The organism is Streptomyces sp. NPDC086077 (genome assembly GCF_040686175.1).
GTDB lineage: Bacteria > Actinomycetota > Actinomycetes > Streptomycetales > Streptomycetaceae > Streptomyces.
In genome coordinates this window covers 1-22,150 of sequence record NZ_JBFBJT010000122.1, presented here as the reverse complement: position 1 = coordinate 22,150, position 22,150 = coordinate 1, and the positions used below count along the sequence as shown (strand labels likewise).

Below are 22,150 nucleotides of genomic sequence, written 5' to 3'. Positions count from 1 at the left end.
CGCGCAGGAGTTCGTCGAACTCGACCGGCGAGGAGTCGAACTCCATGCGGTGCCGGAAACAGCCGGCGCCGGCGGCGGCGGGGGCCGGTCGTCGCCCTGCTCTTCGTCCTCCCCGCGCTGCTCCTGCTCGGCGCGCTCGTCGTCTACCCCGTGCTGTTCTCCGTCGGCCGCAGCTTCTTCGACGCGTCCGGCACCCGGTTCGTGGGCGGCGACAACTACACGGAGATGTTCCGCGACCCGGCGACGCTGAAAGCCGTGCGCAACACGGCGATCTGGGTCGTCGTGGCGCCGACGCTGCTGACCGGGCTGGGGCTGATCCTGGCCGTCCTGGTGGAGAAGATCCGCTGGGCGACGGCGTTCAAGCTGCTGCTGTTCATGCCGATGGCGGTGTCCTTCCTCGCCGCCGGCATCATCTTCCGGCTCGCCTACGACGAGGACCCGGACAAGGGCGTGCTGAACGCCGCCGTGGTCTCCGTCCATGACGCCTTCGAGGGCACGTCGTCCTATCCGACCGCGCGGGCGCGCGACGGCCAGGGTCTGACCAAGGAGGCCGACGGGGCGTACCGGACGAGCGCGGGGGTTTCGCCGGGCGATACGGTGGCGCTCGGCCTGGTCGGCGTGTTGCCGGGTGACCTGCCCGGCGGCGCGGAGCCCGCGTACGGGGCGGCCGGGCAGCAGGCCGGCGCCGGTGAGCTGCGCGGGGTCGTCTACCTGGACTTCACGCCCGGCGGGGGAGGGGAGCAGGGCCGTGTCGACCGGCAGGAGAGCGGGCTGCCGGAGATGACGGTGGAGGCGGTGCGCGACGGCAGGACGGCCGGTACGGCGACCACCGCGTCCGACGGCTCCTTCCGCTTCGAGGGACTGCAGGCGGGCTCGTACACCGTGCGGCTGCCGGCCTCGAACTTCGCACCGCCCTACGAGGGCGTCTCCTGGCTCGGCCCGGCGCTCGTCACACCGGCGATCATCGGGGCGTACCTGTGGATCTGGACCGGCTTCGCGATGGTGCTGATCGGCGCGGGGCTGTCCGCGCTGCCCCGGGACGCGCTGGAGGCGGCGCGGATGGACGGCGCCAACGAGTGGCAGATCTTCCGGAAGATCACGGTACCGCTGCTGGCACCGGTGCTGACCGTCGTCTTCATCACGCTGGTGATCAACGTGATGAAGGTCTTCGACCTCGTCTACATCATCGCGCCCGGTCCGGTGCAGGAGGACGCGACCGTGCTGGCGACGCAGATGTGGCTGGTGTCCTTCGGCGGCGGCAACGACCAGGGGCTCGGCAGCGCGCTGGGCGTCCTGCTGCTGCTCCTGGTGATCCCCGCGATGGTCTTCAACGTCCGCCGTTTCCGAAGGAGTCAGCGATGAAAGGGGAGTCGGCGATGAACGCCGTGCGCCGGGCCCTGGGCAACAGCCTGGTCCAGGCCTTCCTCGTGGTGGTGGGCCTGATCTGGCTCACTCCGCTGGCCGGCCTGTTCCTGTCGTCGCTGCGGTCCGCCGAGGACACGGCGAGGGGCGGCTGGTGGACGGTGTTCACCAGCCCCGGCCAGCTGTCCTTCGACAACTACTCCGCGCTGCTGCAGAACTCGGGGATCACACAGGCGTTCTGGAACACGGTGCTGATCTCGGTGCCGACCACGTTCCTGGTCGTCGTCGTCGCGGCCCTCGCCGGATACGCCTTCGCCTGGCTGGACTTCCCCGCCCGCGAGCCGCTGTTCCTGCTGGTGGTCGCCCTGCTGGTGGTACCGGTGCAGATCGGCCTGCTGCCGGTGGCCAAACTCTTCGGCCAGCTGGGCCTCTTCGGCACGATTCCGGGTGTGGTCCTCTTCCACGTGGCCTACGGCCTGCCGTTCGCGGTCTTCCTGCTGCGCAACTACTTCGCCGAGATACCGAAGGAGATGCTGGAGGCGGCCCGGATGGACGGCGGCAGCGAGTGGCGCATCTTCACCCGCCTGATCCTCCCGGTGGGCCGCCCGGCCATCGCCAGCCTCGCCATCTTCCAGTTCCTGTGGGTCTGGAACGACATGCTGGTCGCCCTCCTCTTCGCGGACAGTTCCTCCCAGCCCCTGACGGTGGAACTCCAGTCCCAGATCCGCCAGTTCGGCAGCAACATCGACGTCCTGGCCCCCGGCGCGTTCGTGTCCCTGGTCGTCCCGGTGGCGGTGTTCTTCGCCTTCCAGCGGCACTTCGTGCAGGGGGTGATGGCGGGGTCGGTCAAGTAGGACTCCCGCCTGGCCGGGCCCGCCACCTTAGGACGGGCCCGGCGTTGTCGTGTCCTGCCGTCAGGGAGACGCCGGTGGGTACAGCGATCTCGGGAGTTGGGAGGCCGCTGCCGAGTCCAGGAGCCACAGGGTGCGGGCGCGGCCGCGGGCTCCCGCCGCCGGGGCCTGGATCTCGCCGGCGCCCGAGAGGGCGATCGCCGCGGCGTTGGCCTTGTCCTCGCCGGCCGCCAGCAGCCATACCTCGCGGGCCGCCCGGATGGCCGGGAGGGTGAGGGTGACACGGATCGGCGGGGGCTTGGGCGCGCCGTGGACGCCCACCACCATGCGGTCCGTCTCCCGTACCGCGGGGAGTTCCGGGAACAGGGACGCCACATGGGTGTCCGGGCCGACACCCAGCATCAGGACGTCGAACGTCGGGACCGGGGCGTGGTTCTCCGGGACCGCCGCCCCGGCCAGTTCCTCGGCGTAGGCGGCCGCCGCCGCTTCCACGTCCGAACCGTGCGGTCCGTCCGACGCGGGCATGGCGTGCACGCGCTCCGGGTCAAGCGGGACGGAGTCGAGGAGCGCCTCACGGGCCTGGGTGACGTTGCGCTCCGGGTCGCCCTCGGGCAGGAAGCGCTCATCGCCCCACCACAGGTCCAGGCGGGACCAGTCGATGGCGTCCCGGGCGGGCGCGGCGGCCAGCGCGGCCAGCAGGCCGTTGCCGTTGCGGCCGCCGGTGAGGACGACGGACGCGGTGCCGCGCGAGGCCTGGGCATCCACGATCTTCGTGATCAGCCGGGCCGCGGCGGCCTGCGCCATCAGTTCCTTGTCGCGGTGGACGACCAGTTGTGGTGTGCTCACTTCGCCGCCGCCTTCTTCACCGGTTCCGTCGCCGACGCGTCCTTCGGGGGCGCTTTCGCGGCAGTTTCGACGGGAGCCGGGAGAGCTTCCGCCCCGTCGCCGGGGGCTGCTCCTTTGGCCGGGGGTTCCTCGGCGGGCACGTCGTCCTGGGCCGACGGCTCCGGTGCGGAGGTCTGCGCGGGAGCGTTCAGCCGTTCCACCCCGTACCGCAGCGCCGACGCGTACGTGTCGTCCGGGTCCAGCCGCCGCAACTCCTCCGCGATCAGCTCCGCCGTGTCCCGGCGCTTCAGCGCCACCGCACGGTCCGGCTGGCCCTGGATGGACAGCGTGGCCAGCGAACCGTCGGCGCGGTCGAGGGCGATCGGGCCGCAGTCGGTGTCCATGCGGACCGCCGTGAGGCCGGGGCCGGAGGACAGCGCGCGCCGGACGGGGACGTCCAGCCGGTCCGCGAGCCACATCGCCAGCAGCTCACAGCTCGGGTTGAACTCCTCGCCCTCCACCTCGACGGCCCTGACCTCGCAGACGACCTGGTCGAGGGCCGCCGCGAGCATCGAGCGCCACGGGGTGATGCGGGTCCACGACAGGTCGGTGTCGCCGGGCGTGTAGGTGTCGGCGCGGGCCGACAGCTCGCGTACCGGCTGCTCGGCGGCGTAGGTGTCGGTGACCCGGCGCTGGGCCAGCGCGCCCAGCGCGTCGCCCGCCGGGTCGAGCGGTGCGTCGACCGGCCACCAGACGACCACGGGGGCGTCCGGCAGCAGCAGCGGAAGCACCACGGACTGCGCGTGCTCGGCCACCTCGCCGTGCAGCCGCAGGACGACCGTCTCGCCGGTGGCCGCCTCGGCGCCGACCCGCACCTCGGCGTCCAGGCGGGACTGCGTACGGTCCCGGGGGCTGCGCGAGACGCGCCGGATGACGACGAGCGTGCGCGAGGGGTGCTCGCGCGAGGCGTCGCCGGCCGCCTTCAGGGCGTCGTAGGCGTTCTCCTCGTCGGTGACGACGACCAGGGTGAGGACCATGCCGACGGCGGGCGTGCCGATGGCGCGGCGGCCCTGCACAAGCGCCTTGTTGATCTTGCTGGCCGTGGTGTCGGTGAGGTCTATCTTCATGGCCGGCGCCAGCTCCGTCCGTCTCGTTCGAGCATCTGGTCGGCCTCGACGGGCCCCCACGTGCCGGCCGGGTACTGCGCGGGCTTGCCGTGGCTGTCCCAGTACGACTCGATCGGGTCGAGGATCCGCCAGGACAGCTCGACCTCCTCGGTGCGCGGGAAGAGGTTCGAGTCGCCCAGCAGGACGTCCAGGATCAGCCGCTCGTAGGCCTCCGGGCTGGACTCCGTGAAGGACTCGCCGTAGGCGAAGTCCATGGAGACGTCCCGGATCTCCATAGAGGTGCCCGGCACCTTGGAGCCGAAGCGGACGGTGACGCCCTCGTCGGGCTGGACGCGGATGACGATCGCGTTCTGGCCCAGTTCCTCGGTGGCCGTCGTGTCGAAGGGGGAGTGCGGGGCGCGCTGGAAGACCACCGCGATCTCGGTGACGCGGCGGCCCAGGCGCTTGCCCGTGCGCAGGTAGAACGGCACACCCGCCCACCGACGGTTGTCGATCCCCACCTTGATGGCCGCGTACGTGTCGGTCTTCGACGCGCGGTCGATGCCGTCTTCCTGGAGGTAGCCGATGACCTTCGCGCCGCCCTGCCAGCCCGCCGCGTACTGCCCGCGCACGGTGGAGCGACCAAGGTCCTTGGGGAGCTTCACGGCGCCGAGCACCTTGGTCTTCTCCGCGGCCAGCGCGTCCGCGTCGAAGGAGGCGGGCTCCTCCATCGCGGTCAGCGCGAGCAGCTGGAGCAGGTGGTTCTGGATGACGTCACGGGCGGCGCCGATCCCGTCGTAGTACCCCGCCCGGCCGCCGATGCCGATGTCCTCGGCCATGGTGATCTGCACATGGTCCACGAAGGACCGGTTCCAGATCGGCTCGAACATGGTGTTGGCGAAGCGCAGCGCCAGAATGTTCTGGACGGTCTCCTTGCCGAGGTAGTGGTCGATCCGGAAGACCTGCTCCGGGGCGAACACCTCGTGGACGACCTTGTTCAGCTCCTCGGCCGACCTCAGGTCGTGGCCGAACGGCTTCTCGATCACCGCGCGGCGCCAGGAGCCGCCCTTCTGGTCGGCCAGCCCGTGCTTCTTCAGCTGCTGGATGACCACCGGGAACGAGCGCGGCGGCACGGAGAGGTAGAAGGCGAAGTTGCCGCCCGTGCCCTGCGCCTTGTCCAGCTCGTCGATCGTGGCGCGCAGTCGCTCGAAGGCGTCGTCGTCGTCGAAGGTGCCCTGGACGAAGCGCATCCCCTGGATGAGCTGCTGCCAGACCTCCTCACGGAACGGCGTACGGGCGTGTGCCTTGACCGCGTCGTGGACCACCTGCGCGAAGTCCTCATGGGCCCACTCGCGGCGGGCGAACCCGACCAGCGAGAAACCCGGCGGCAGCAGACCCCGGTTCGCGAGGTCGTACACCGCGGGCATCAGCTTCTTTCGTGACAAATCACCCGTGACGCCGAAGATGACCAGGCCCGACGGCCCCGCGATACGCGGGAGCCGTCGGTCTGCGGGGTCACGGAGCGGGTTCGCTCCGGGAGAGGACAAGGTGTCAGCCCTCCGAGGGGGCGAGGCGCTTCAGCTCCGCCTCGGTCGACTTCAGCAGGTCGATCCAGGACGCCTCGAACTTCTCGACGCCCTCGTCCTCGAGGAGCTGGACCACGTCGTCGTACTTGATGCCGAGCTGCTCGACCGCGTCCAGGTCCGCGCGGGCCTGCTCGTAGGTCCCGGCGATGGTGTCACCGGTGATCCGCCCGTGGTCCTCCGTCGCGACGAGGGTGGCCTCCGGCATGGTGTTCACGGTGTTCGGGGCGACCAGGTCGTCGACGTACATGGTGTCCTTGTACGCCTTGTCCTTCACGCCGGTCGACGCCCACAGCGGACGCTGCTTGTTGGCGCCGGCGTTCTCCAGCGGGCTCCAGCGGTCGGAGCCGAAGACCTCCTCGTACGCCTGGTAGGCGAGCCGCGCGTTGGCGACGGCGGCCTTGCCGCGCAGCGCCTTGGCCTCGTCGGTGCCCAGCGCGTCGATCCGCTTGTCGATCTCGGTGTCCACGCGGGACACGAAGAAGGACGCCACCGAGTGGATCTTGGAGAGGTCCAGACCCCGCTCCTTGGCCTTCTCGAGGCCGGTGAGGTAGGCGTTCATCACCTCGCGGTAGCGCTCCAGCGAGAAGATCAGCGTGACGTTGACGCTGATGCCGTTGCCGATCGTCTCGGCGATCGCCGGCAGACCCGCCTTGGTCGCCGGGATCTTGATCAGGGTGTTCGGGCGGTCCACCAGCCAGGCCAACTGGCGGGCCTCGGCGACGGTGGCGCGGGTGTGGTGGGCGAGGCGCGGGTCGACCTCGATCGAGACCCGGCCGTCCTTGCCCCCCGTGGCGTCGAAGACCGGGCGCAGGATGTCGGCGGCGTCGCGGACGTCCGCCGTCGTGATCATGCGGACGGCCTCCTCGACGGTGACCTTGCGGGCGGCGAGGTCGGTGAGCTGCTGCTCGTACCCGTCGCCGCTGCTGATCGCCTTCTGGAAGATCGTCGGGTTGGTGGTGACGCCCACGACGTGCTGCTGGTCGATCAGCTCGGCGAGGTTGCCGGACGTGATCCGCTTGCGCGACAGGTCGTCCAGCCAGATCGCGACGCCTTCATCGGAGAGGCGCTTCAGTGCGTCTGTCATGGAAATTGCATCTCCTACGTGTCGTATATGAGCGTCAGCGCTGGGTGGCGGCGATCGATTCCCGCGCCGCCGCGGCCACGTTCTCGCCGGTGAAGCCGAACTCCCGGAAAAGGACCTTGCCGTCGGCCGAAGCACCGAAGTGCTCCAGGGAAACGATGCGGCCGGCGTCCCCGACGTACTTGTGCCAGGTCAGGCCGATCCCCGCCTCGACAGCGACGCGAGCCTTCACGGCCGGGGGAAGCACGCTGTCCCGGTACCCCTGGTCCTGCTCCTCGAACCACTCCACGGACGGCATGGACACCACCCGGGTCGGCACCCCGTCGGCCTGGAGCTGCTCGCGCGCCTCGACGGCGACGTGCACCTCGGAACCGGTGGCGATGAGGATGACCTCGGGCTCGGTGTTCTGCCCCTCGGACCCTTCGGCCTCGAACAGCACGTAACCGCCGCGCACCGCCTCCTCGTTGGGCTCGTACGTCGGCACGCCCTGGCGGGTCAGCGCGAGAGCGTGCGGGGCGCCCTTGCCGTACTCCTTGGTGTAGCGCCCGAGGATCTCGCGCCAGGCGATCGCGGTCTCGTTGGCGTCCGCCGGGCGGACCACGTTCAGACCGGGGATGGCGCGCAGCGACGCCAGGTGCTCGACGGGCTGGTGCGTCGGGCCGTCCTCACCGAGACCGATGGAGTCGTGCGTCCACACGTACGTCACCGGCAGGTGCATCAGCGCCGCGAGGCGTACCGCGTTGCGCATGTAGTCGGAGAAGACGAGGAAGGTGCCGCCGTAGACACGGGTGTGTCCGTGCAGCGTGATGCCGTTCAGCTCCGCGCCCATGGAGTGCTCGCGGATGCCGAAGTGGATCGTGCGGCCGTACGGGTCCGCCTCCGGCAGCGGGTTGTCCGCCGGGAGGAAGGACGACGTCTTGTCGATCGTCGTGTTGTTCGAGCCGGCCAGGTCGGCGGAGCCGCCCCACAGCTCGGGGATCACGGCGCCGAGCGCCTGGAGCACCTTGCCGGACGCGGCACGCGTCGCGACGCCCTTGCCCGCCTCGAAGACCGGGATCTTCTCCTCCCAGCCGGTGGGCAGCTCGCCCTTGGCGATGCGGTCGAACTCGGTGGCGCGCTCCTGGTTGCTGTCGCGCCACGCCTGGAACGCCTTGTCCCATGCGGCCTTCGCCTGCCGTCCCCGCTCCAGCGCCTGCCGGGTGTGGCCGAGCACCTCGTCGGAGACCTCGAAGGTCTTCTCCGGGTCGAAGCCGAGGACGCGCTTGGTGGCCGCGACCTCGTCGTCGCCGAGCGCCGAGCCGTGCGCGGCCTCGGTGTTCTGGGCGTTCGGCGCGGGCCAGGCGATGATCGAGCGCATCGCGATGAAGGACGGCCGGTCGGTGACCTGCTTGGCCGCCTCGATCGCGTCGTACAGGGCGTGCGGGTCCAGGTCGCCGTCCGGCTTCGGGGCCACGCGCTGGACGTGCCAGCCGTAGGCCTCGTAGCGCTTGACGGTGTCCTCGGAGACTGCGGTCTCGGTGTCGCCCTCGATCGAGATGTGGTTGTCGTCCCACAGCAGGACGAGGTTGCCGAGCCTCTGGTGGCCGGCGAGGGAGGAGGCCTCGGCGGAGATCCCCTCCTGGAGGCAGCCGTCACCGGCGATGCAGTAGATGAAGTGGTCGAACGGAGACTCGCCCTCGGGTGCGTCCGGGTCGAACAGACCGCGCTCGTAGCGGGAGGCCATCGCCATGCCGACCGCGTTGGCGACACCCTGACCGAGCGGGCCGGTGGTGGTCTCGACGCCCACGGTGTGGCCGTACTCGGGGTGGCCGGGGGTCTTCGAACCCCAGGTCCTGAAGGCCTTCAGATCGTCCAGCTCGAGGCCGAAGCCGGCCAGGTACAGCTGGGTGTAGAGGGTCAGGGACGAGTGCCCGGCGGACAGGACGAAACGGTCCCGCCCGACCCAGTCGGCATCCGCCGGGTCGTGCCGCATCACCTTCTGGAAGAGGGTGTAGGCGGCCGGCGCCAGGCTCATCGCCGTACCGGGATGGCCGTTACCGACCTTCTGTACGGCATCGGCGGCCAGGACGCGGGCGGTGTCGACGGCCCGCTGGTCCAGCTCGGTCCACTCGAGGTCTGTGGTGGTCGGCTTGGTGCTCACCCTGGGTCAGGGCTCCTCTCCACATGTCGAAGGCCGGTGTCCTGGGCGCACACCGGCTGCCGGTGCACATAGCGCCACCGGCCGCTGTCGAGCCTACCCCCGTAAGAACGTGCGTTTTTTCGAGTGATTCCAGACTGCCGGGAGTGTCGTCGATCCGCCTCCCGACCGGGTCATTCCGCATTCGGCAGATGAATACGCAGCCGCTCATCCGACTGCTCAATCGACGTTCCTCCCGCCCCTTGGAGCGTGCCCTCCAACACGACCCCACCCCCGCGAAGGTCGCGGTATGGGCAACGTCTACAGTGGCGTGGTACGCGCGAGCCTTTACCGGGACTTCACACGGTCGGGCTTGCTGGGATGTCTCTGTCAGGGGTGTGCGTGACGGCCGTTGAATCCCGTCCTGCGGGGGTAATCGGGACGAGCCAGAGCCCGACTCACCGGCCGTTCGGGGCCCGTGTCAAGGCGTTCGTGGCGCTGACCAAGCCGCGGATCATCGAGCTGCTGCTGATCACCACGGTGCCGGTGATGTTCCTGGCCGAGCAGGGCGTCCCCGACCTCGGTCTCGTGCTCGTCACCTGCCTCGCCGGGTACCTCTCCGCGGGCGGCGCCAACGCGCTCAACATGTACATCGACCGTGACATCGACGCGCTCATGGACCGCACCTCGCAGCGTCCGCTGGTCACCGGCATGGTCAGCCCGCGCGAATGCCTCGCCTTCGGCATCGCCCTGGCGATCGCCTCCACCCTGTTGTTCGGCCTCGCCGTCAACTGGCTGTCCGCCTGGCTCGCCCTCGGCGCACTGCTCTTCTACGTCATCGTCTACACGATGCTCCTCAAGCGCCGTACCTCGCAGAACATCGTGTGGGGCGGCATCGCGGGCTGCATGCCGGTGCTGATCGGCTGGTCCGCCGTGACGAACTCCCTCTCCTGGGCGCCGTTCATCCTGTTCCTGGTCATCTTCTTCTGGACGCCGCCGCACTACTGGCCGCTGTCGATGAAGGTGAAGGACGACTACGCGCGTGTCGGCGTGCCGATGCTGCCGGTCATCGCGTCCAACAAAGTCGTCGCCAGGCAGATCGTGCTCTACAGCTGGGTCATGGTCGCCGTCTCCCTGCTGCTGACCCCGCTCGGCTACACCGGCTGGTTCTACACACTGGTCGCGCTGGCGGCCGGCGGCTGGTGGCTGTGGGAGGCGCACGCCCTGCAGAACCGGGCGAAGGCCGAGGTGACGGGCGGGAAGCTCAAGGAGATGCGGCTGTTCCACTGGTCGATCACCTACGTGTCGCTGCTGTTCGTGGCGGTGGCGGTGGATCCCTTCCTGCGGTAGCCGTGGGCAAGACCACGCACCCCGCCCGTCGCCGTTCGGTCTACCCGTGGGTAGCATCCTGGCCATGGGAGACACGCAGCAGGTGGACGAGCGCCGGGTGAGCCGGCTGGCCAAGCAGATCAGTGCCTTCGCCAAGGCCCACGGAGGCGCCGAGGCCCAGGTCGCCTACCTCGGTGAGCGCGGGTCCCGGATCGTGCTGGTCGGTGAGGACGGCGGCTGGGGCGACCTCGTGGCCCCGTCCTACGAGACCGCCGAGAAGGCGGTGCAGCTGTCCGGTCTGACCGTGCACGAGGCCTTCGACGGCGAGTTCGCGGCGAAGGTGAGGACCGGCCCGTACGAGTGGAAGCGGATGGCCGGTATCCAGATCGGCGGCTGAACAGCTCCCTTTCCGGACTTCCGCCCGGCTTTCCCCGGCTTTCCCCGGCTTTCACCGGACGTTTTTCCGAGGTGCGGGGAACGCAACACCTGACACCCGGTTCACCCGTTAGGACTCGTAGGAGTACGTGGTCCAGTCCCGGGAGTCCGGATGATCGAAACGCCGTCCCTCGTGGACCAGTACTGCCACGGCGTCCTGAGAACGGAGCTGGGCCTCGGGACCTTCGAGGCCCAGCTGGCCCGCACCGAGGGCCCGCCCGCCCCCGGCACCACCCTCTTCGACACGCAGACCGGCTTCGCGGTACGCCGCTGGTGCCCCCCGCTGCTCGGCCTGGAACCGCACTGCCCGCCCGCCCGCTATCTCGCCCGGCGGCGCGAACTCGGTGTGCTGGAAGCGGCCCGGCGGCTGCTGCGCGGCAGCGGCATCACCACGTATCTCGTCGACACCGGGCTGCCCGGCGACCTCACCGGCCCCACCGAGATGGCCTCGACCGCCACCGCCGAGGCGCGTGAGGTCGTCCGCCTCGAGCTGCTGGCCGAGCAGGTCGCCGACACCTCCGGCACCGTCGAGTCGTTCCTGGCGAACCTCGCCGAGTCGGTGCACGGGGCCGCCGTGCACGCCGTCGCCTTCACCTCCGTCGCGGGTGTCCGGCACGGTCTGGCGCTCGCTCCCGAGCCACCGGGGCCGGGCGAGGTGCGCGGCGCCGCGGGCCGCTGGCTGGCCGCCCGCCGGGTCGGCGGCGAGCTGAGCGACCCGGTGCTGCTGCGGCATCTGCTGTGGATCGCGGTGGCCTCCGGACTTCCCCTCCAACTGCACGCCGGGCTCGGCGAGCCGGGTCTGCGCATCGACCGCACGGACCCGGTGCTCCTGACGGACTTCGTCCGTGCGACCGCCGGCCTGGGCACCGACCTGGTCCTGCTGCACGGCTACCCGTACCACCGGCACGCCGCCCACCTCGCCGGCGTCTTCCCGCACGTCTACGCCGACTCCGGCGCCGCCCTGGTCCGCACCGGTGCCCGCGCGGCCACCGTGCTCGCCGAGATCCTGGAACTGGCACCCTTCGGCAAGATCCTCTTCTCCAGCGGCGCCCAGGGCCTGCCCGAGTTGCACGTGGTGGGCGCCCGGCTGTTCCGCGAGGCGCTGGCCCGCGTCCTGGGCGCCTGGGTCACCGAGGGTGCCTGGTCCCTGACGGACGCTCAGCGCGTCGCGGGTCTGATCGCGGCGGGCAACGCGCGCAGGGTGTACGGCCTGGACTGAGTTGTGGAGACTGGGCGGATGCCGACCCAGGACCTGCTCGACAGCTTCCTCGCCGAGCTCGGACCGCTCGGTCCGCTCGCCGTGTGGGCGCACGGTTCGCTGGCCGGGGGCGACTACCAGGAGGGACGCAGCGACCTCGACCTGATCGCGGTGCTGCCGGAGCCCGCGACGCCGGTCCTCGCGTGGCGGGTCGCGACGCTGCACAGCCGGCTGCGTGCCGAACCCCTCGCGGCCGGGCTGCACTGCAGCTATCTGACGCCGGGTGCCTCCGCCGACTCCCGGCGGCCCCATCTCACGTGGGCGCACCGGCGGTTGACGCGGCGCCCGGTCACCCCCGTCACCCGCCGTGAGCTGCACGCCTTCGGCCGCGTGCTGCACGGACTGCGGCCGGCGGACCTGCTCGCACCCGTGCCGGACCGGGAACTCGACGACTTCGTCGTACGCGACCAGCGGGAGTTCTGGCGGCCCGCCGTGCACCGGGCGCGGCTGTGGACGCGGGACGCCTGGGTGGACGTGGGGCTGACGACCTTCGCCCGAGCGACCGTCACCCTGCGCGACGGGCGGCTGATCTCCAAGCGGGAGGCGCTGGAGGTGCTGCCCGATCTCGGGGCGCCCCTGGCGGTGGTCGAGGACATCCGGGAGCGCCGGTACGGGGATCCCGCGCCGCCCGCCCCCGGGTGGACGGTGCGGCGGGGCGAGCTGACGCGGGACTACCTGGGGCCGGCCATCGACGCGCTGGTGGCGGCGTACTCCTGAGGCGCCGACGGGTCGGCGGGGAGGTCCGCCGGGCGTTCGCGCAGGGCCAGGGCCACGCGCAGCACCGCGATCCAGACCAGGCAGGAGCCGAGCATGTGCAGGCCGACCAGGAGCTCGGGCAGGTCGGTGAAGTACTGGACGTAGCCGATGACGCCCTGGGCGAGCAGGACCAGGAACAGGTCGCGGGTGCGGTTCAGCGGGTCGCGCGGGGCGCCGACCGCCTTGAGGACGAACCACAGCGCGAAGGTCAGCGTCACCACGATCCACGCCAGCACGGCGTGCACCTTGCTGACGGTCTCCCAGTCCACCGGCATGCGCGGCACGTCGCTGGAGTCACCCGCGTGCGGGCCCGCGCCGGTGACCACCGTGCCGACCGCGATCAGCAGGACGCTCGTGGCGATCAGGCACCACACCAGCTGCCGCACGGCCGTGCCGACCAGCGGGCGCGGGGCCCCGTCGCCCTCCCGGCTGCGCTGCCACATCACCGCGGCGACCGTGATGAGCGCCGTGGTGGCGAGGAAGTGGGCAGCGACCGTGTACGGGTTGAGGCCGACCAGCACGACGATGCCACCGAGCACGGCGTTGCTCATGACGACCCAGAACTGTGCCCAGCCCAGCCGGGTCAGGCCGCGCCGCCACGGCTTCTGCGCCCGGGCCGCGATGATCGCCCAGCCGACGGCCGCGCACAGCACGTACGTCAGCATGCGGTTGCCGAACTCGATGACGCCGTGCAGACCCATCTCGCGGGTCGTGGTCAGGGAGTCGGTCGTGCACTTGGGCCAGGTCGGGCAGCCGAGGCCCGAGCCGGTCAGCCGGACCGCGCCGCCGGTGACCACGATGAGCACCGCCATCACGAGGGCGGCGAGCGCGGCCCGCCGAACCGTCCGGGGGGTCGGGGTCCAGCGCGCGGCGATGAAGGCGAGCGGGTTGCGCACGGCGGCTGCGGCGTCGGAGGGGGTCACGTTTGGCACGCCGACCATCGTAGGCCCGGGCTTGTGCACGCTTTCACTAGGGTCCCCGCGGCCCGGGCCCCGGGCTACTCCCAGCGGAAGAAGCGGCCCGCCGCCGCCAGCCCCACGACCGACCATCCGGCGAGGATCCCGAGGTCGCCCCACGGCATCCCCGCGCCGTGCCGGAGCACGTCCCGCAGGCCGTCCGAGAGCGCCGCGATGGGCAGCAGACCGAGCACGCTCTGCGCGGCGTCCGGGAACCTGTCGAGCGGGACGACGACGCCGCCGCCGACGAGCAGCAGCAGGAACACCAGGTTCGCCGCGGCCAGCGTCGCCTCCGCCTTGAGGGTGCCCGCCATCAGCAGACCGAGGCCGGAGAAGGCCGCCGTCCCGAGGACCAGCAGGAGCAGGACGGCGAACGGATCGCCCTGCGGCGACCAGCCCAGCGCGAGGGCGATCACCGAAACGAGGAGCACCTGGAACACCTCGACGACCAGCACGGACGCGGTCTTCGCGGTCATCAGGCCCCAGCGGGGAAGCGGGGAGGACGCGAGCCGCTTCAGCACGCCGTACCGGCGTTCGAAACCCGTCGCGATGGCCTGGCCCGTGAAGGCCGTGGACATCACGGCGAGCGCGAGGATGCCGGGGGCGAGGAAGTCCACGGCCCTGCCCTCGCCGGTGTCGACGATGTCGACGGTGCTGAAGAGCGCGAGCAGCAGCGTCGGGATGATCACCGTCAGCAGCAGCTGCTCGCCGTTGCGCAGCAGCATCCTGGTCTCCAGTGCCGCCTGCGCCGCGATCATGCGCAGGAGCGGGGCGGCACCGGGCCTGGGGGCGTACGTGCCGTTCTCGGCCGCGGCGGTCATGATCGCAACTCCTTGCCCGTGAGCTCCAGAAAGACGTCTTCGAGGGTGTGCCGTTCCACCGAGATCCGGTCCGGCATCACCCCGTGCTGGGCGCACCACGACGTCACCGTCGCCAGCAGCTGCGGGTCGACCCTGCCGACGACCCGGTACGCGCCCGGCGTCAGCTCGGCGGCCGCGCAGTCCGCGGGAAGCGCCTTGAGCAGGGAGTTGACGTCGAGACCGGGGCGGCCGGTGAAGCGCAGGGTGTTCTCGGCGCCGCCGCGGCACAGCTCCTCCGGGGAGCCCTGGGCGATGACCCGGCCGGCGTCGATGATCGCGACGTCGTCGGCGAGCTGCTCGGCCTCGTCCATGTAGTGGGTCGTGAGGATCACGGAGACCCCGTCGGCGCGCAGGTCCCGTACGAGGTCCCAGGTGGCCCGGCGTGCCTGCGGGTCGAGGCCGGCGGTCGGCTCGTCCAGGAACACCAGCTCCGGACGGCCCACCACGGCCATGGCCAGCGCCAGACGCTGCTGCTGGCCGCCGGAGAGGCGGCGGTAGCTCGTGCGGCCGCAGCTGCCGAGGCCGAGGCGCTCGATCAGGGTGTCCACGTCCAGCGGGTGCGCGTGCAGCCGGGCCACATGGCGGAGCATCTCGTCGGCGCGGGCGCCGGAGTAGACGCCGCCGGACTGGAGCATCACCCCGATCCGCGGCCGCAGCTCGCGGGACTGCCGCACCGGGTCGAGGCCCAGGACGCGCACCGCGCCGGAGTCCGGCCCGCGGTACCCCTCGCAGATCTCGACCGTGGTCGTCTTGCCCGCCCCGTTGGGCCCGAGCACGGCGGTCACGCCCGCCCGGGCCTGCAGGTCGAGGCCGTTCACCGCGGTCCTGTCGCCGTACCGCTTCACCAGGGCCTGCACCTGGACCACGGGCTCACTTCGCATGGGTCCAGAGTCTAGGTACGTGCCCGGTCACTCAGACGGGCGGGTGCAGGAACTCCTCCGCACGGGGGCGGTGCAGCGCCAGCCACCGCTCGGCGTAGGCCACCGCGTCCGCCACCGGGAAAAGCCGCGCCTCGGCCGCGCCCGCCCGGCCCCGCACGACGGGACGGTCCCGCTCGAAGTCGTGGCCCAGCTCGTCGAACCGCTCCGAGGAGATCGACACCTCGGTCACCACCTCCCAGCCCGCCGGACCCGGCCGCCCCACCGCGACGAGCGGGGCCGGTATCCGGTATTCCGCGAGGTGGAAGCTGGTGCAGGAGCCGTAGCCGCAGCCGAGCAGCAGCACCCGGGCGCCGAGCGCCTCCAGCCGGGCCAGCGGGCTGCGCTCGCCGAGCCGGCAGTCGGTCGCGTGGCCGTCGACGATCTCGCCGGCGCGCGGCCCGAGCGCCGCGAAGGAGGTCTGCGGGTGCGCGCTGCGCGATGCGCCAGGCCACCTCCGTACGGTCTCCGGGACCACGCCCACCCCACGGGCCGGGGTGACCAGGGGGTCGTACGCGGGCATGGTGGCGCGGATCGTCGCCCACCACTCGGCGGGGACCGGCGGCGCGGACCACACCGCGGGGTCGGAGAGCTCCCCGGACTGCGTCGGGACCACGAGCGTGCCCTGTGGGCCGAGGGCGTCGAGCAAACTGTGGACGACCGTCACGGAGCCTCCGCAGACCCAGCCGAGCGCGCTGAGGGAGGAGTGGACGAGCAGGGTCTCACCCGCCCGCACGCCCAGCGCGCGCAACTGTGCGGCGAGCGCGTCGCGGGTCACAAGAGGGCCGGTCGGAGGGGGTGTGGGCATGGTTCCGGAGTGTTCCTGAAGGGGCCCGGCGGCGCCACCGGTTTGCCCGTGTCCGATCGATCAAAGATCGTTTCCGCAGGTCAGCTTAGGTCTACCTAAGTGACGCAGGGCACCGTCCGGCGGATCGGCCGCCGCTTGTCAGGCTCTGAGGAATTACGCAACAATGGCGTTGTGAAAAACGTCGGCGAGGCTCGGGAGACCCCCACGGGGGCCCCTCAGGAGGAGCTCGCGACCGGAGAGCGCTCGACGCGCAACCGGGTCGCGCGATCCATCCTGGACCATGGCCCGTCGACCGTCGCCGACCTCGCCGGACGGCTCGGACTCACCCAGGCGGCCGTACGCCGGCACCTGGATGCGCTGGTCGCCGACGACGTGGTGGAGGCGCGCGAGCAGCGGGTCTACGGAGCGCGCACCCGCGGCCGTCCGGCCAAGGTGTTCGCCCTGACCGACTGCGGCCGCGACGCCTTCGACCAGTCCTACGACAAGCTCGCCGCCGACGCGCTCCGCTGGATCGCCGAGCGGGAGGGTGGCAGCGAGGCGGTCGCCGCCTTCGCCCGCGCCCGCATGGCCGCCCAGGCGAGCGGGTACCGCAAGGCCGTCGAGTCGGCCGCCCCCGAGAAGCGCGCGGAAGCGCTGGCCAAGGCCCTGAGCGTGGACGGGTACGCTGCTACGGCGCGCAGCGCCCCCACCGGCGAACAGCTGTGCCAGCACCACTGCCCGGTCGCCCATGTCGCCGAGCAGTTCCCGCAGCTGTGCGAGGCCGAGACGGAGATCTTCGCCGAGCTGCTCGGGACGCATGTCCAGCGGCTGGCCACCATCGCGCACGGCGACGGTGTCTGCACGACGTTCATCCCCAAGACTTCCAAGACCGACAACACTGCAAGCACGGCCGGGAGGAACCCCGCATGACTCTCCCCACGGAGACTGCCCACCCCGAACTCGAGGGTCTGGGCAAGTACGAATACGGCTGGGCCGACTCCGACGTGGCCGGTGCCGCAGCGAAGCGCGGCCTGAGCGAGGCCGTCGTCCGTGACATCTCGGACAAGAAGTCCGAGCCGGAGTGGATGACCAAGCTGCGCCTGAAGGGCCTGAAGCTCTTCGAGAAGAAGCCCATGCCGAACTGGGGCTCGGACCTGTCGGGCATCGACTTCGACAACATCAAGTACTTCGTGCGCTCCACGGAGAAGCAGGCGGAGTCCTGGGAGGACCTGCCCGAGGACATCAAGAACACGTACGACAAGCTCGGCATCCCGGAGGCGGAGAAGCAGCGCCTCGTCGCCGGTGTCGCGGCCCAGTACGAGTCGGAGGTCGTCTACCACCAGATCCGCGAGGACCTGGAGGAGCAGGGCGTCATCTTCCTGGACACCGACACCGCGCTGAAGGAGCACCCGGAGCTCTTCAAGGAGTACTTCGGGACCGTCATCCCGGTCGGTGACAACAAGTTCGCGTCGCTGAACACCGCCGTGTGGTCGGGCGGCTCCTTCATCTACGTGCCGCCGGGCGTGCACGTCGAGATCCCGCTCCAGGCCTACTTCCGGATCAACACCGAGAACATGGGCCAGTTCGAGCGGACGCTGATCATCGTCGACGAGGGTGCCTACGTGCACTACGTCGAGGGCTGCACCGCTCCGATCTACAAGTCGGACTCGCTGCACTCCGCGGTCGTCGAGATCATCGTCAAGAAGAACGCCCGCTGCCGCTACACGACCATCCAGAACTGGTCGAACAACGTCTACAACCTGGTCACCAAGCGCGCCGTCGCCTACGAGGGCGCGACCATGGAGTGGGTCGACGGCAACATCGGCTCCAAGGTGACGATGAAGTACCCGGCCGTCTACCTGATGGGCGAGCACGCCAAGGGCGAGACCCTGTCCATCGCCTTCGCGGGCGAGGGGCAGCACCAGGACGCCGGCGCCAAGATGGTCCACATGGCTCCGAACACCTCGTCCAACATCGTCTCCAAGTCGGTGGCACGCGGTGGCGGCCGTACGTCCTACCGCGGTCTGATCGAGATCGGCGAGGGCGCCCCGGGCGCGAAGTCCAACGTGCTCTGTGACGCGCTGCTCGTCGACACCATCTCCCGCTCGGACACGTACCCGTACGTCGACGTCCGCGAGGACGACGTGTCCATGGGCCACGAGGCGACCGTCTCCAAGGTCTCCGAGGACCAGCTCTTCTACCTGATGAGCCGCGGTCTGAGCGAGTTCGAGGCGATGGCGATGATCGTGCGCGGCTTCGTCGAGCCGATCGCCAAGGAGCTGCCCATGGAGTACGCCCTTGAGCTCAACCGGCTGATCGAGCTGCAGATGGAAGGCGCGGTCGGCTGACGCCCGCCGTCCGCAACAGCAGCAGGCGGCCCGCCCCCGCGGCGGGCCGAGGATCGTAAACGTAGGAAGAGAGCAGACCGACAGCCATGGCTGAGGCTCAGAACATCCCGGTGGGCAGCACCACCGCCGGTTCGATCGCGGTGGCCGCCGAGTCGACCGTCGTCTCGCGCATGAGCGCGCCCCCGTCCTTCGACGTGGCGGACTTCCCGGTCCCGCGCGGTCGTGAGGAGGAGTGGCGGTTCACCCCGTTGGAGCGCCTGCGTGGCCTGCACGACGGCACCGCGGTCGCCACCGGCGACGGTGTGAGGATCGAGGTCGAGGCCCCCGCGGGCGTCGTCGTCGAGACCGTCGGCCGCGACAACGCGCGGCTCGGCAGGGCCGGCACCCCGGCGGACCGCATCGCCGCCCAGGCCTACTCGGCGTTCGAGAAGGCCGGGGTCGTCACCGTCCCCAAGGACACGGTCCTCACCGAGCCGATCCGCATCGCCGTGCACGGCGAGGGCGCGGTCGCCTACGGCCATCAGCTCATCGAGCTGGGAGCCTTCGCCGAGGCCGTCGTCGTCATCGACCACACCGGTGACGCCGTGCTCGCCGCCAACGTCGACTACCTCCTCGGTGACGGCGCCAAGCTGACCGTCGTCTCCGTCCAGGACTGGGACGACAAGGCCGTGCACGTGGCCCAGCACAACGCCCTGGTCGGCCGCGACGCCTCCTTCAAGTCCGTGGTCGTCACCTTCGGCGGCGACGTCGTACGACTGCACCCGCGCGTGCAGTACGCCGGTACCGGCGGCGAGGCCGAGCTGTACGGCCTGTACTTCACGGACGCCGGCCAGCACCAGGAGCACCGCCTCCTGGTCACCCACAACACCCCGCACTGCAAGTCCAACGTCGCCTACAAGGGCGCGCTCCAGGGCGAGGACGCGCACGCCGTGTGGATCGGTGACGTGCTGATCGAGGCCAAGGCCGAGGGCACGGACACGTACGAGATGAACCGCAACCTCGTCCTGACGGACGGCGCGCGGGTCGACTCGGTGCCGAACCTGGAGATCGAGACCGGCGAGATCGTCGGCGCCGGACACGCGTCCGCCACCGGCCGCTTCGACGACGAGCAGCTGTTCTACCTGATGGCCCGCGGTATCCCGGAGTACGAGGCCCGCCGACTGGTGGTCCGCGGCTTCTTCGCCGAGCTGGTCCAGCAGATCGGCGTCCCGGACATCGAGGAGCGGCTGCTCGCCAAGATCGAAGAGGAGCTGGAGGCGTCGGTCGGATGACCACCTTCGTACGCGCGTGCGCGCTGAGCGAGCTGGAGGAGGACACCCCGAAGCGGGTGGAACTCGACGGCACGCCGGTGTCCCTCGTGCAGACCGAGGGCGAAGTGTTCGCGATCAACGACATCTGCTCCCACGCGAACGTCTCGCTCTCCGAGGGCGAGGTGGAGGACTGCCAGATCGAGTGCTGGCTGCACGGATCGTCGTTCGACCTGCGCACCGGCAAACCGTCCGGCCTCCCCGCGACGCGCCCCGTCCCCGTATACCCCGTAAAGATCGAAGGGGACGACGTACTCGTCTCCCTCACCCAGGAGTCCTGAGGCACCTATGGCAACGCTGGAAATCCGAGACCTGCACGTCACCGTCGAGGCCGACAACGCCACGAAGGAGATCCTCAAGGGCGTCGACCTCACCGTGAAGCAGGGCGAGACGCACGCCATCATGGGCCCCAACGGCTCGGGCAAGTCGACCCTCGCCTACTCGCTCGCGGGTCACCCGAAGTACACGATCACCAGCGGCACCGTCACCCTCGACGGCGAGGACGTCCTGGAGATGTCCGTCGACGAGCGCGCCCGCGCCGGCCTGTTCCTCGCGATGCAGTACCCGGTCGAGGTCCCCGGCGTCTCCGTCTCCAACTTCCTGCGCACCTCCGCCACCGCGATCCGCGGCGAGGCCCCCAAGCTGCGCACCTGGGTGAAGGAGGTCAAGGAGGCCATGGAGCGCCTCAACATGGACCCCGCCTTCGCCGAGCGCAACGTCAACGAGGGCTTCTCCGGCGGTGAGAAGAAGCGCCACGAGATCCTCCAGCTGGAACTGCTCAAGCCGAAGGTCGCGATCCTCGACGAGACCGACTCCGGTCTGGACGTCGACGCGCTGCGCGTGGTCTCCGAGGGCGTCAACCGGGTCCGTGAGACCGGCGAGGTCGGCACCCTGCTGATCACGCACTACACGCGCATCCTGCGCTACATCAAGCCCGACTTCGTCCATGTGTTCTCCGCCGGCCGGATCGTCGAGTCCGGTGGCGCCGAGCTCGCCGACAAGCTGGAGAACGAGGGCTACGAGGCATATGCGAAGGGTGGCGTATCCGCGTGACACAGCTGCCGGGCCTCCTCGACACCGAGGCGATCCGCAAGGACTTCCCCATCCTGGACCGACAGATCCATGACGGTCGGAAGCTCGTGTACCTGGACAACGCGGCGACCTCGCAGAAGCCGCGTCAGGTGCTGGACGCCCTGAACGAGTACTACGAGCGCTACAACGCCAACGTCCACCGCGGTGTGCATGTGCTCGCCGAGGAGGCCACGGCGCTGTACGAGGGCGCGCGCGACAAGGTCGCCGAGTTCGTCAACGCGCCCTCCCGCGACGAGGTGGTCTTCACCAAGAACGCCTCGGAGTCGCTCAACCTCGTGGCGAACATGCTGGGCTGGGCCGACGAGCCCTATCGCGTGGACCACGAGACCGAGATCGTCATCACGGAGATGGAGCACCACTCCAACATCGTGCCGTGGCAGCTGCTGGCGCAGCGCACGGGCGCGAAGCTGAAGTGGTTCGGCCTGACCGACGACGGCCGGCTCGACCTCTCCAACATCGACGAGATCATCACCGAGAAGACGAAGATCGTCTCCTTCGTGCTGGTCTCCAACATCCTGGGCACCCACAACCCCGTCGAGGCGATAGTGCGCCGCGCGCAGGAGGTCGGCGCGCTGGTCTGCATCGACGCCTCGCAGGCCGCGCCGCACATGCCGCTCGACGTACAGGCCCTCCAGGCCGACTTCGTGGCCTTCACCGGCCACAAGATGTGCGGCCCGACCGGCATCGGCGTGCTGTGGGGCCGCCAGGAGCTGCTGGAGGACCTGCCTCCGTTCCTCGGCGGCGGCGAGATGATCGAGACGGTGTCGATGCACTCGTCGACGTACGCCCCCGCCCCGCACAAGTTCGAGGCGGGCACCCCGCCGATCGCGCAGGCGGTCGGCCTGGGCGCGGCGATCGACTACCTGAGCGCGATCGGCATGGACAAGATCCTCGCCCATGAGCACGCGCTCACCGAGTACGCGGTCAAGCGCCTGACGGAGGTCCCCGACCTGCGCATCATCGGCCCGACCACGGCCGAGGAGCGCGGCGCCGCGATCTCCTTCACCCTCGGTGACATCCACCCGCACGACGTGGGCCAGGTTCTGGACGAGCAGGGCATCGCGGTCCGCGTGGGCCACCACTGCGCCCGCCCGGTGTGCCTGCGCTACGGAATTCCTGCGACCACGCGAGCGTCGTTCTATCTGTACTCCACGCCGGCCGAGATCGACGTTCTGGTC

Annotated in this window: 21 protein-coding genes; 12 read left to right on the top strand and 9 right to left on the bottom strand. The window is 70.5% G+C overall.

All coding sequences use genetic code 11. The annotated features are described in order from the left end of the window. Positions 1 to 96 precede the first annotated feature (96 nt). Positions 97 to 1,362 carry an ABC transporter permease subunit gene (locus tag AB0O67_RS28120; RefSeq protein ID WP_365455689.1) on the top strand — a complete coding sequence of 422 codons (1,266 nt, stop codon included), beginning with the start codon at positions 97 to 99 and terminating at the stop codon, positions 1,360 to 1,362. A 14-nt stretch (positions 1,363 to 1,376) separates the two neighbouring features. After that, complete coding sequence (locus tag AB0O67_RS28115) at positions 1,377 to 2,216, top strand: carbohydrate ABC transporter permease (protein ID WP_365455686.1); 840 nt, start codon at positions 1,377 to 1,379, stop codon at positions 2,214 to 2,216. A 60-nt stretch (positions 2,217 to 2,276) separates the two neighbouring features. Here AB0O67_RS28115 and pgl read toward each other — a convergent pair whose 3' ends face one another. The 5 genes from pgl to tkt are packed head-to-tail and all read right to left on the bottom strand — an operon-like array spanning position 2,277 to position 8,951. Further along, positions 2,277 to 3,059 carry a 6-phosphogluconolactonase gene (gene pgl, locus AB0O67_RS28110; RefSeq protein WP_365455680.1) on the bottom strand — a complete coding sequence of 261 codons (783 nt, stop codon included), beginning with the start codon at positions 3,057 to 3,059 and terminating at the stop codon, positions 2,277 to 2,279. Beyond that, positions 3,056 to 4,165, bottom strand: coding sequence for a glucose-6-phosphate dehydrogenase assembly protein OpcA (gene opcA / locus AB0O67_RS28105; RefSeq protein WP_365455677.1), 1,110 nt, complete (start codon positions 4,163 to 4,165; stop codon positions 3,056 to 3,058). The genes pgl and opcA overlap by 4 nt, the downstream gene beginning before the upstream one ends. Next, complete coding sequence (zwf, locus tag AB0O67_RS28100) at positions 4,162 to 5,691, bottom strand: glucose-6-phosphate dehydrogenase (protein ID WP_365455674.1); 1,530 nt, start codon at positions 5,689 to 5,691, stop codon at positions 4,162 to 4,164. Before zwf ends, opcA begins: the two co-directional genes overlap by 4 nt. A gap of 4 nt (positions 5,692 to 5,695) precedes the next feature. Beyond that, positions 5,696 to 6,814 (bottom strand): transaldolase, encoded by a 1,119-nt coding sequence (gene tal, locus AB0O67_RS28095; protein WP_365455671.1) that lies wholly within the window; start codon positions 6,812 to 6,814, stop codon positions 5,696 to 5,698. A 34-nt stretch (positions 6,815 to 6,848) separates the two neighbouring features. Further along, complete coding sequence (tkt, locus tag AB0O67_RS28090) at positions 6,849 to 8,951, bottom strand: transketolase (RefSeq protein ID WP_365455668.1); 2,103 nt, start codon at positions 8,949 to 8,951, stop codon at positions 6,849 to 6,851. A 372-nt stretch (positions 8,952 to 9,323) separates the two neighbouring features. Between tkt and AB0O67_RS28085 the strand changes: the two genes are divergently transcribed. The 4 genes from AB0O67_RS28085 to AB0O67_RS28070 all read left to right on the top strand — a co-directional run bounded on the left by AB0O67_RS28085 (position 9,324) and on the right by AB0O67_RS28070 (position 12,666). Beyond that, the gene (locus AB0O67_RS28085) at positions 9,324 to 10,277 is read left to right on the top strand and encodes a heme o synthase (RefSeq protein WP_365455683.1); all 954 of its coding nucleotides are present in this window, start codon (positions 9,324 to 9,326) and stop codon (positions 10,275 to 10,277) included. A gap of 64 nt (positions 10,278 to 10,341) precedes the next feature. Continuing rightward, on the top strand, positions 10,342 to 10,653 hold the full coding sequence (locus AB0O67_RS28080) for a hypothetical protein (RefSeq protein ID WP_365455665.1): 312 nt from the start codon (positions 10,342 to 10,344) through the stop codon (positions 10,651 to 10,653). A gap of 150 nt (positions 10,654 to 10,803) precedes the next feature. Beyond that, positions 10,804 to 11,910, top strand: a complete 1,107-nt coding sequence (locus AB0O67_RS28075) for an amidohydrolase family protein (protein ID WP_365455662.1) — start codon at positions 10,804 to 10,806, stop codon at positions 11,908 to 11,910. Positions 11,911 to 11,928: 18 nt separating this feature from the next. Further along, positions 11,929 to 12,666 carry a nucleotidyltransferase domain-containing protein gene (locus tag AB0O67_RS28070; RefSeq protein WP_365455659.1) on the top strand — a complete coding sequence of 246 codons (738 nt, stop codon included), beginning with the start codon at positions 11,929 to 11,931 and terminating at the stop codon, positions 12,664 to 12,666. On the opposite strand, the gene AB0O67_RS28065 is transcribed toward AB0O67_RS28070, so the two are convergent. From AB0O67_RS28065 to AB0O67_RS28050, 4 genes are read right to left on the bottom strand one after another with little or no spacing between them, the layout of a single operon-like run. Further along, positions 12,621 to 13,646: a COX15/CtaA family protein gene (locus AB0O67_RS28065; protein WP_365455656.1), complete on the bottom strand. Its 1,026-nt coding sequence runs from the start codon at positions 13,644 to 13,646 to the stop codon at positions 12,621 to 12,623. The two genes, AB0O67_RS28070 and AB0O67_RS28065, sit on opposite strands and share 46 nt — an antisense overlap. A 56-nt stretch (positions 13,647 to 13,702) precedes the next feature. Next, on the bottom strand, positions 13,703 to 14,482 hold the full coding sequence (locus tag AB0O67_RS28060) for an ABC transporter permease (protein WP_365455653.1): 780 nt from the start codon (positions 14,480 to 14,482) through the stop codon (positions 13,703 to 13,705). Next, entirely contained in the window at positions 14,479 to 15,402 is a 924-nt protein-coding gene (locus tag AB0O67_RS28055; RefSeq protein WP_365455650.1) for an ABC transporter ATP-binding protein, read from the bottom strand. The genes AB0O67_RS28060 and AB0O67_RS28055 overlap by 4 nt, the downstream gene beginning before the upstream one ends. A gap of 31 nt (positions 15,403 to 15,433) precedes the next feature. Further along, on the bottom strand, positions 15,434 to 16,246 hold the full coding sequence (locus AB0O67_RS28050; RefSeq protein ID WP_365455647.1) for an AAC(3) family N-acetyltransferase: 813 nt from the start codon (positions 16,244 to 16,246) through the stop codon (positions 15,434 to 15,436). A 171-nt stretch (positions 16,247 to 16,417) separates the two neighbouring features. On the opposite strand from AB0O67_RS28050, the gene AB0O67_RS28045 reads away from it, so the two are divergent. From AB0O67_RS28045 to AB0O67_RS28020, 6 genes are all read left to right on the top strand, one after another. Continuing rightward, positions 16,418 to 17,155 carry a metalloregulator ArsR/SmtB family transcription factor gene (locus AB0O67_RS28045; RefSeq protein WP_365455644.1) on the top strand — a complete coding sequence of 246 codons (738 nt, stop codon included), beginning with the start codon at positions 16,418 to 16,420 and terminating at the stop codon, positions 17,153 to 17,155. Beyond that, positions 17,152 to 18,573 (top strand): Fe-S cluster assembly protein SufB, encoded by a 1,422-nt coding sequence (gene sufB / locus AB0O67_RS28040; protein ID WP_365455641.1) that lies wholly within the window; start codon positions 17,152 to 17,154, stop codon positions 18,571 to 18,573. The genes AB0O67_RS28045 and sufB overlap by 4 nt, the downstream gene beginning before the upstream one ends. A gap of 86 nt (positions 18,574 to 18,659) precedes the next feature. Next, positions 18,660 to 19,844: a Fe-S cluster assembly protein SufD gene (sufD, locus tag AB0O67_RS28035; RefSeq protein ID WP_365455638.1), complete on the top strand. Its 1,185-nt coding sequence runs from the start codon at positions 18,660 to 18,662 to the stop codon at positions 19,842 to 19,844. Beyond that, positions 19,841 to 20,161, top strand: coding sequence for a bifunctional 3-phenylpropionate/cinnamic acid dioxygenase ferredoxin subunit (locus AB0O67_RS28030; RefSeq protein WP_365455635.1), 321 nt, complete (start codon positions 19,841 to 19,843; stop codon positions 20,159 to 20,161). The genes sufD and AB0O67_RS28030 overlap by 4 nt, the downstream gene beginning before the upstream one ends. A gap of 7 nt (positions 20,162 to 20,168) precedes the next feature. After that, positions 20,169 to 20,933, top strand: a complete 765-nt coding sequence (gene sufC, locus AB0O67_RS28025) for a Fe-S cluster assembly ATPase SufC (RefSeq protein WP_365455632.1) — start codon at positions 20,169 to 20,171, stop codon at positions 20,931 to 20,933. After that, positions 20,930 to 22,150: cysteine desulfurase (locus tag AB0O67_RS28020; RefSeq protein WP_365455629.1), on the top strand; the 1,221-nt coding region annotated here is incomplete at its 3' end. The genes sufC and AB0O67_RS28020, both read left to right, overlap by 4 nt.

Coding starts and splice junctions, on each gene's coding strand:
- sufD (WP_365455638.1), top strand. CDS start 18,660: ATGGCTGAGGCTCAGAACATCCCGGTGGGCAGCACCACCGCCGGTTCG.
- sufB (WP_365455641.1), top strand. CDS start 17,152: ATGACTCTCCCCACGGAGACTGCCCACCCCGAACTCGAGGGTCTGGGC.
- AB0O67_RS28115 (WP_365455686.1), top strand. CDS start 1,377: ATGAACGCCGTGCGCCGGGCCCTGGGCAACAGCCTGGTCCAGGCCTTC.
- AB0O67_RS28060 (WP_365455653.1), bottom strand. CDS start 14,482: ATGACCGCCGCGGCCGAGAACGGCACGTACGCCCCCAGGCCCGGTGCC.
- opcA (WP_365455677.1), bottom strand. CDS start 4,165: ATGAAGATAGACCTCACCGACACCACGGCCAGCAAGATCAACAAGGCG.
- AB0O67_RS28050 (WP_365455647.1), bottom strand. CDS start 16,246: ATGCCCACACCCCCTCCGACCGGCCCTCTTGTGACCCGCGACGCGCTC.
- tal (WP_365455671.1), bottom strand. CDS start 6,814: ATGACAGACGCACTGAAGCGCCTCTCCGATGAAGGCGTCGCGATCTGG.
- sufC (WP_365455632.1), top strand. CDS start 20,169: ATGGCAACGCTGGAAATCCGAGACCTGCACGTCACCGTCGAGGCCGAC.
- AB0O67_RS28030 (WP_365455635.1), top strand. CDS start 19,841: ATGACCACCTTCGTACGCGCGTGCGCGCTGAGCGAGCTGGAGGAGGAC.
- AB0O67_RS28065 (WP_365455656.1), bottom strand. CDS start 13,646: ATGGTCGGCGTGCCAAACGTGACCCCCTCCGACGCCGCAGCCGCCGTG.
- AB0O67_RS28070 (WP_365455659.1), top strand. CDS start 11,929: ATGCCGACCCAGGACCTGCTCGACAGCTTCCTCGCCGAGCTCGGACCG.
- AB0O67_RS28080 (WP_365455665.1), top strand. CDS start 10,342: ATGGGAGACACGCAGCAGGTGGACGAGCGCCGGGTGAGCCGGCTGGCC.
- AB0O67_RS28055 (WP_365455650.1), bottom strand. CDS start 15,402: ATGCGAAGTGAGCCCGTGGTCCAGGTGCAGGCCCTGGTGAAGCGGTAC.
- AB0O67_RS28075 (WP_365455662.1), top strand. CDS start 10,804: ATGATCGAAACGCCGTCCCTCGTGGACCAGTACTGCCACGGCGTCCTG.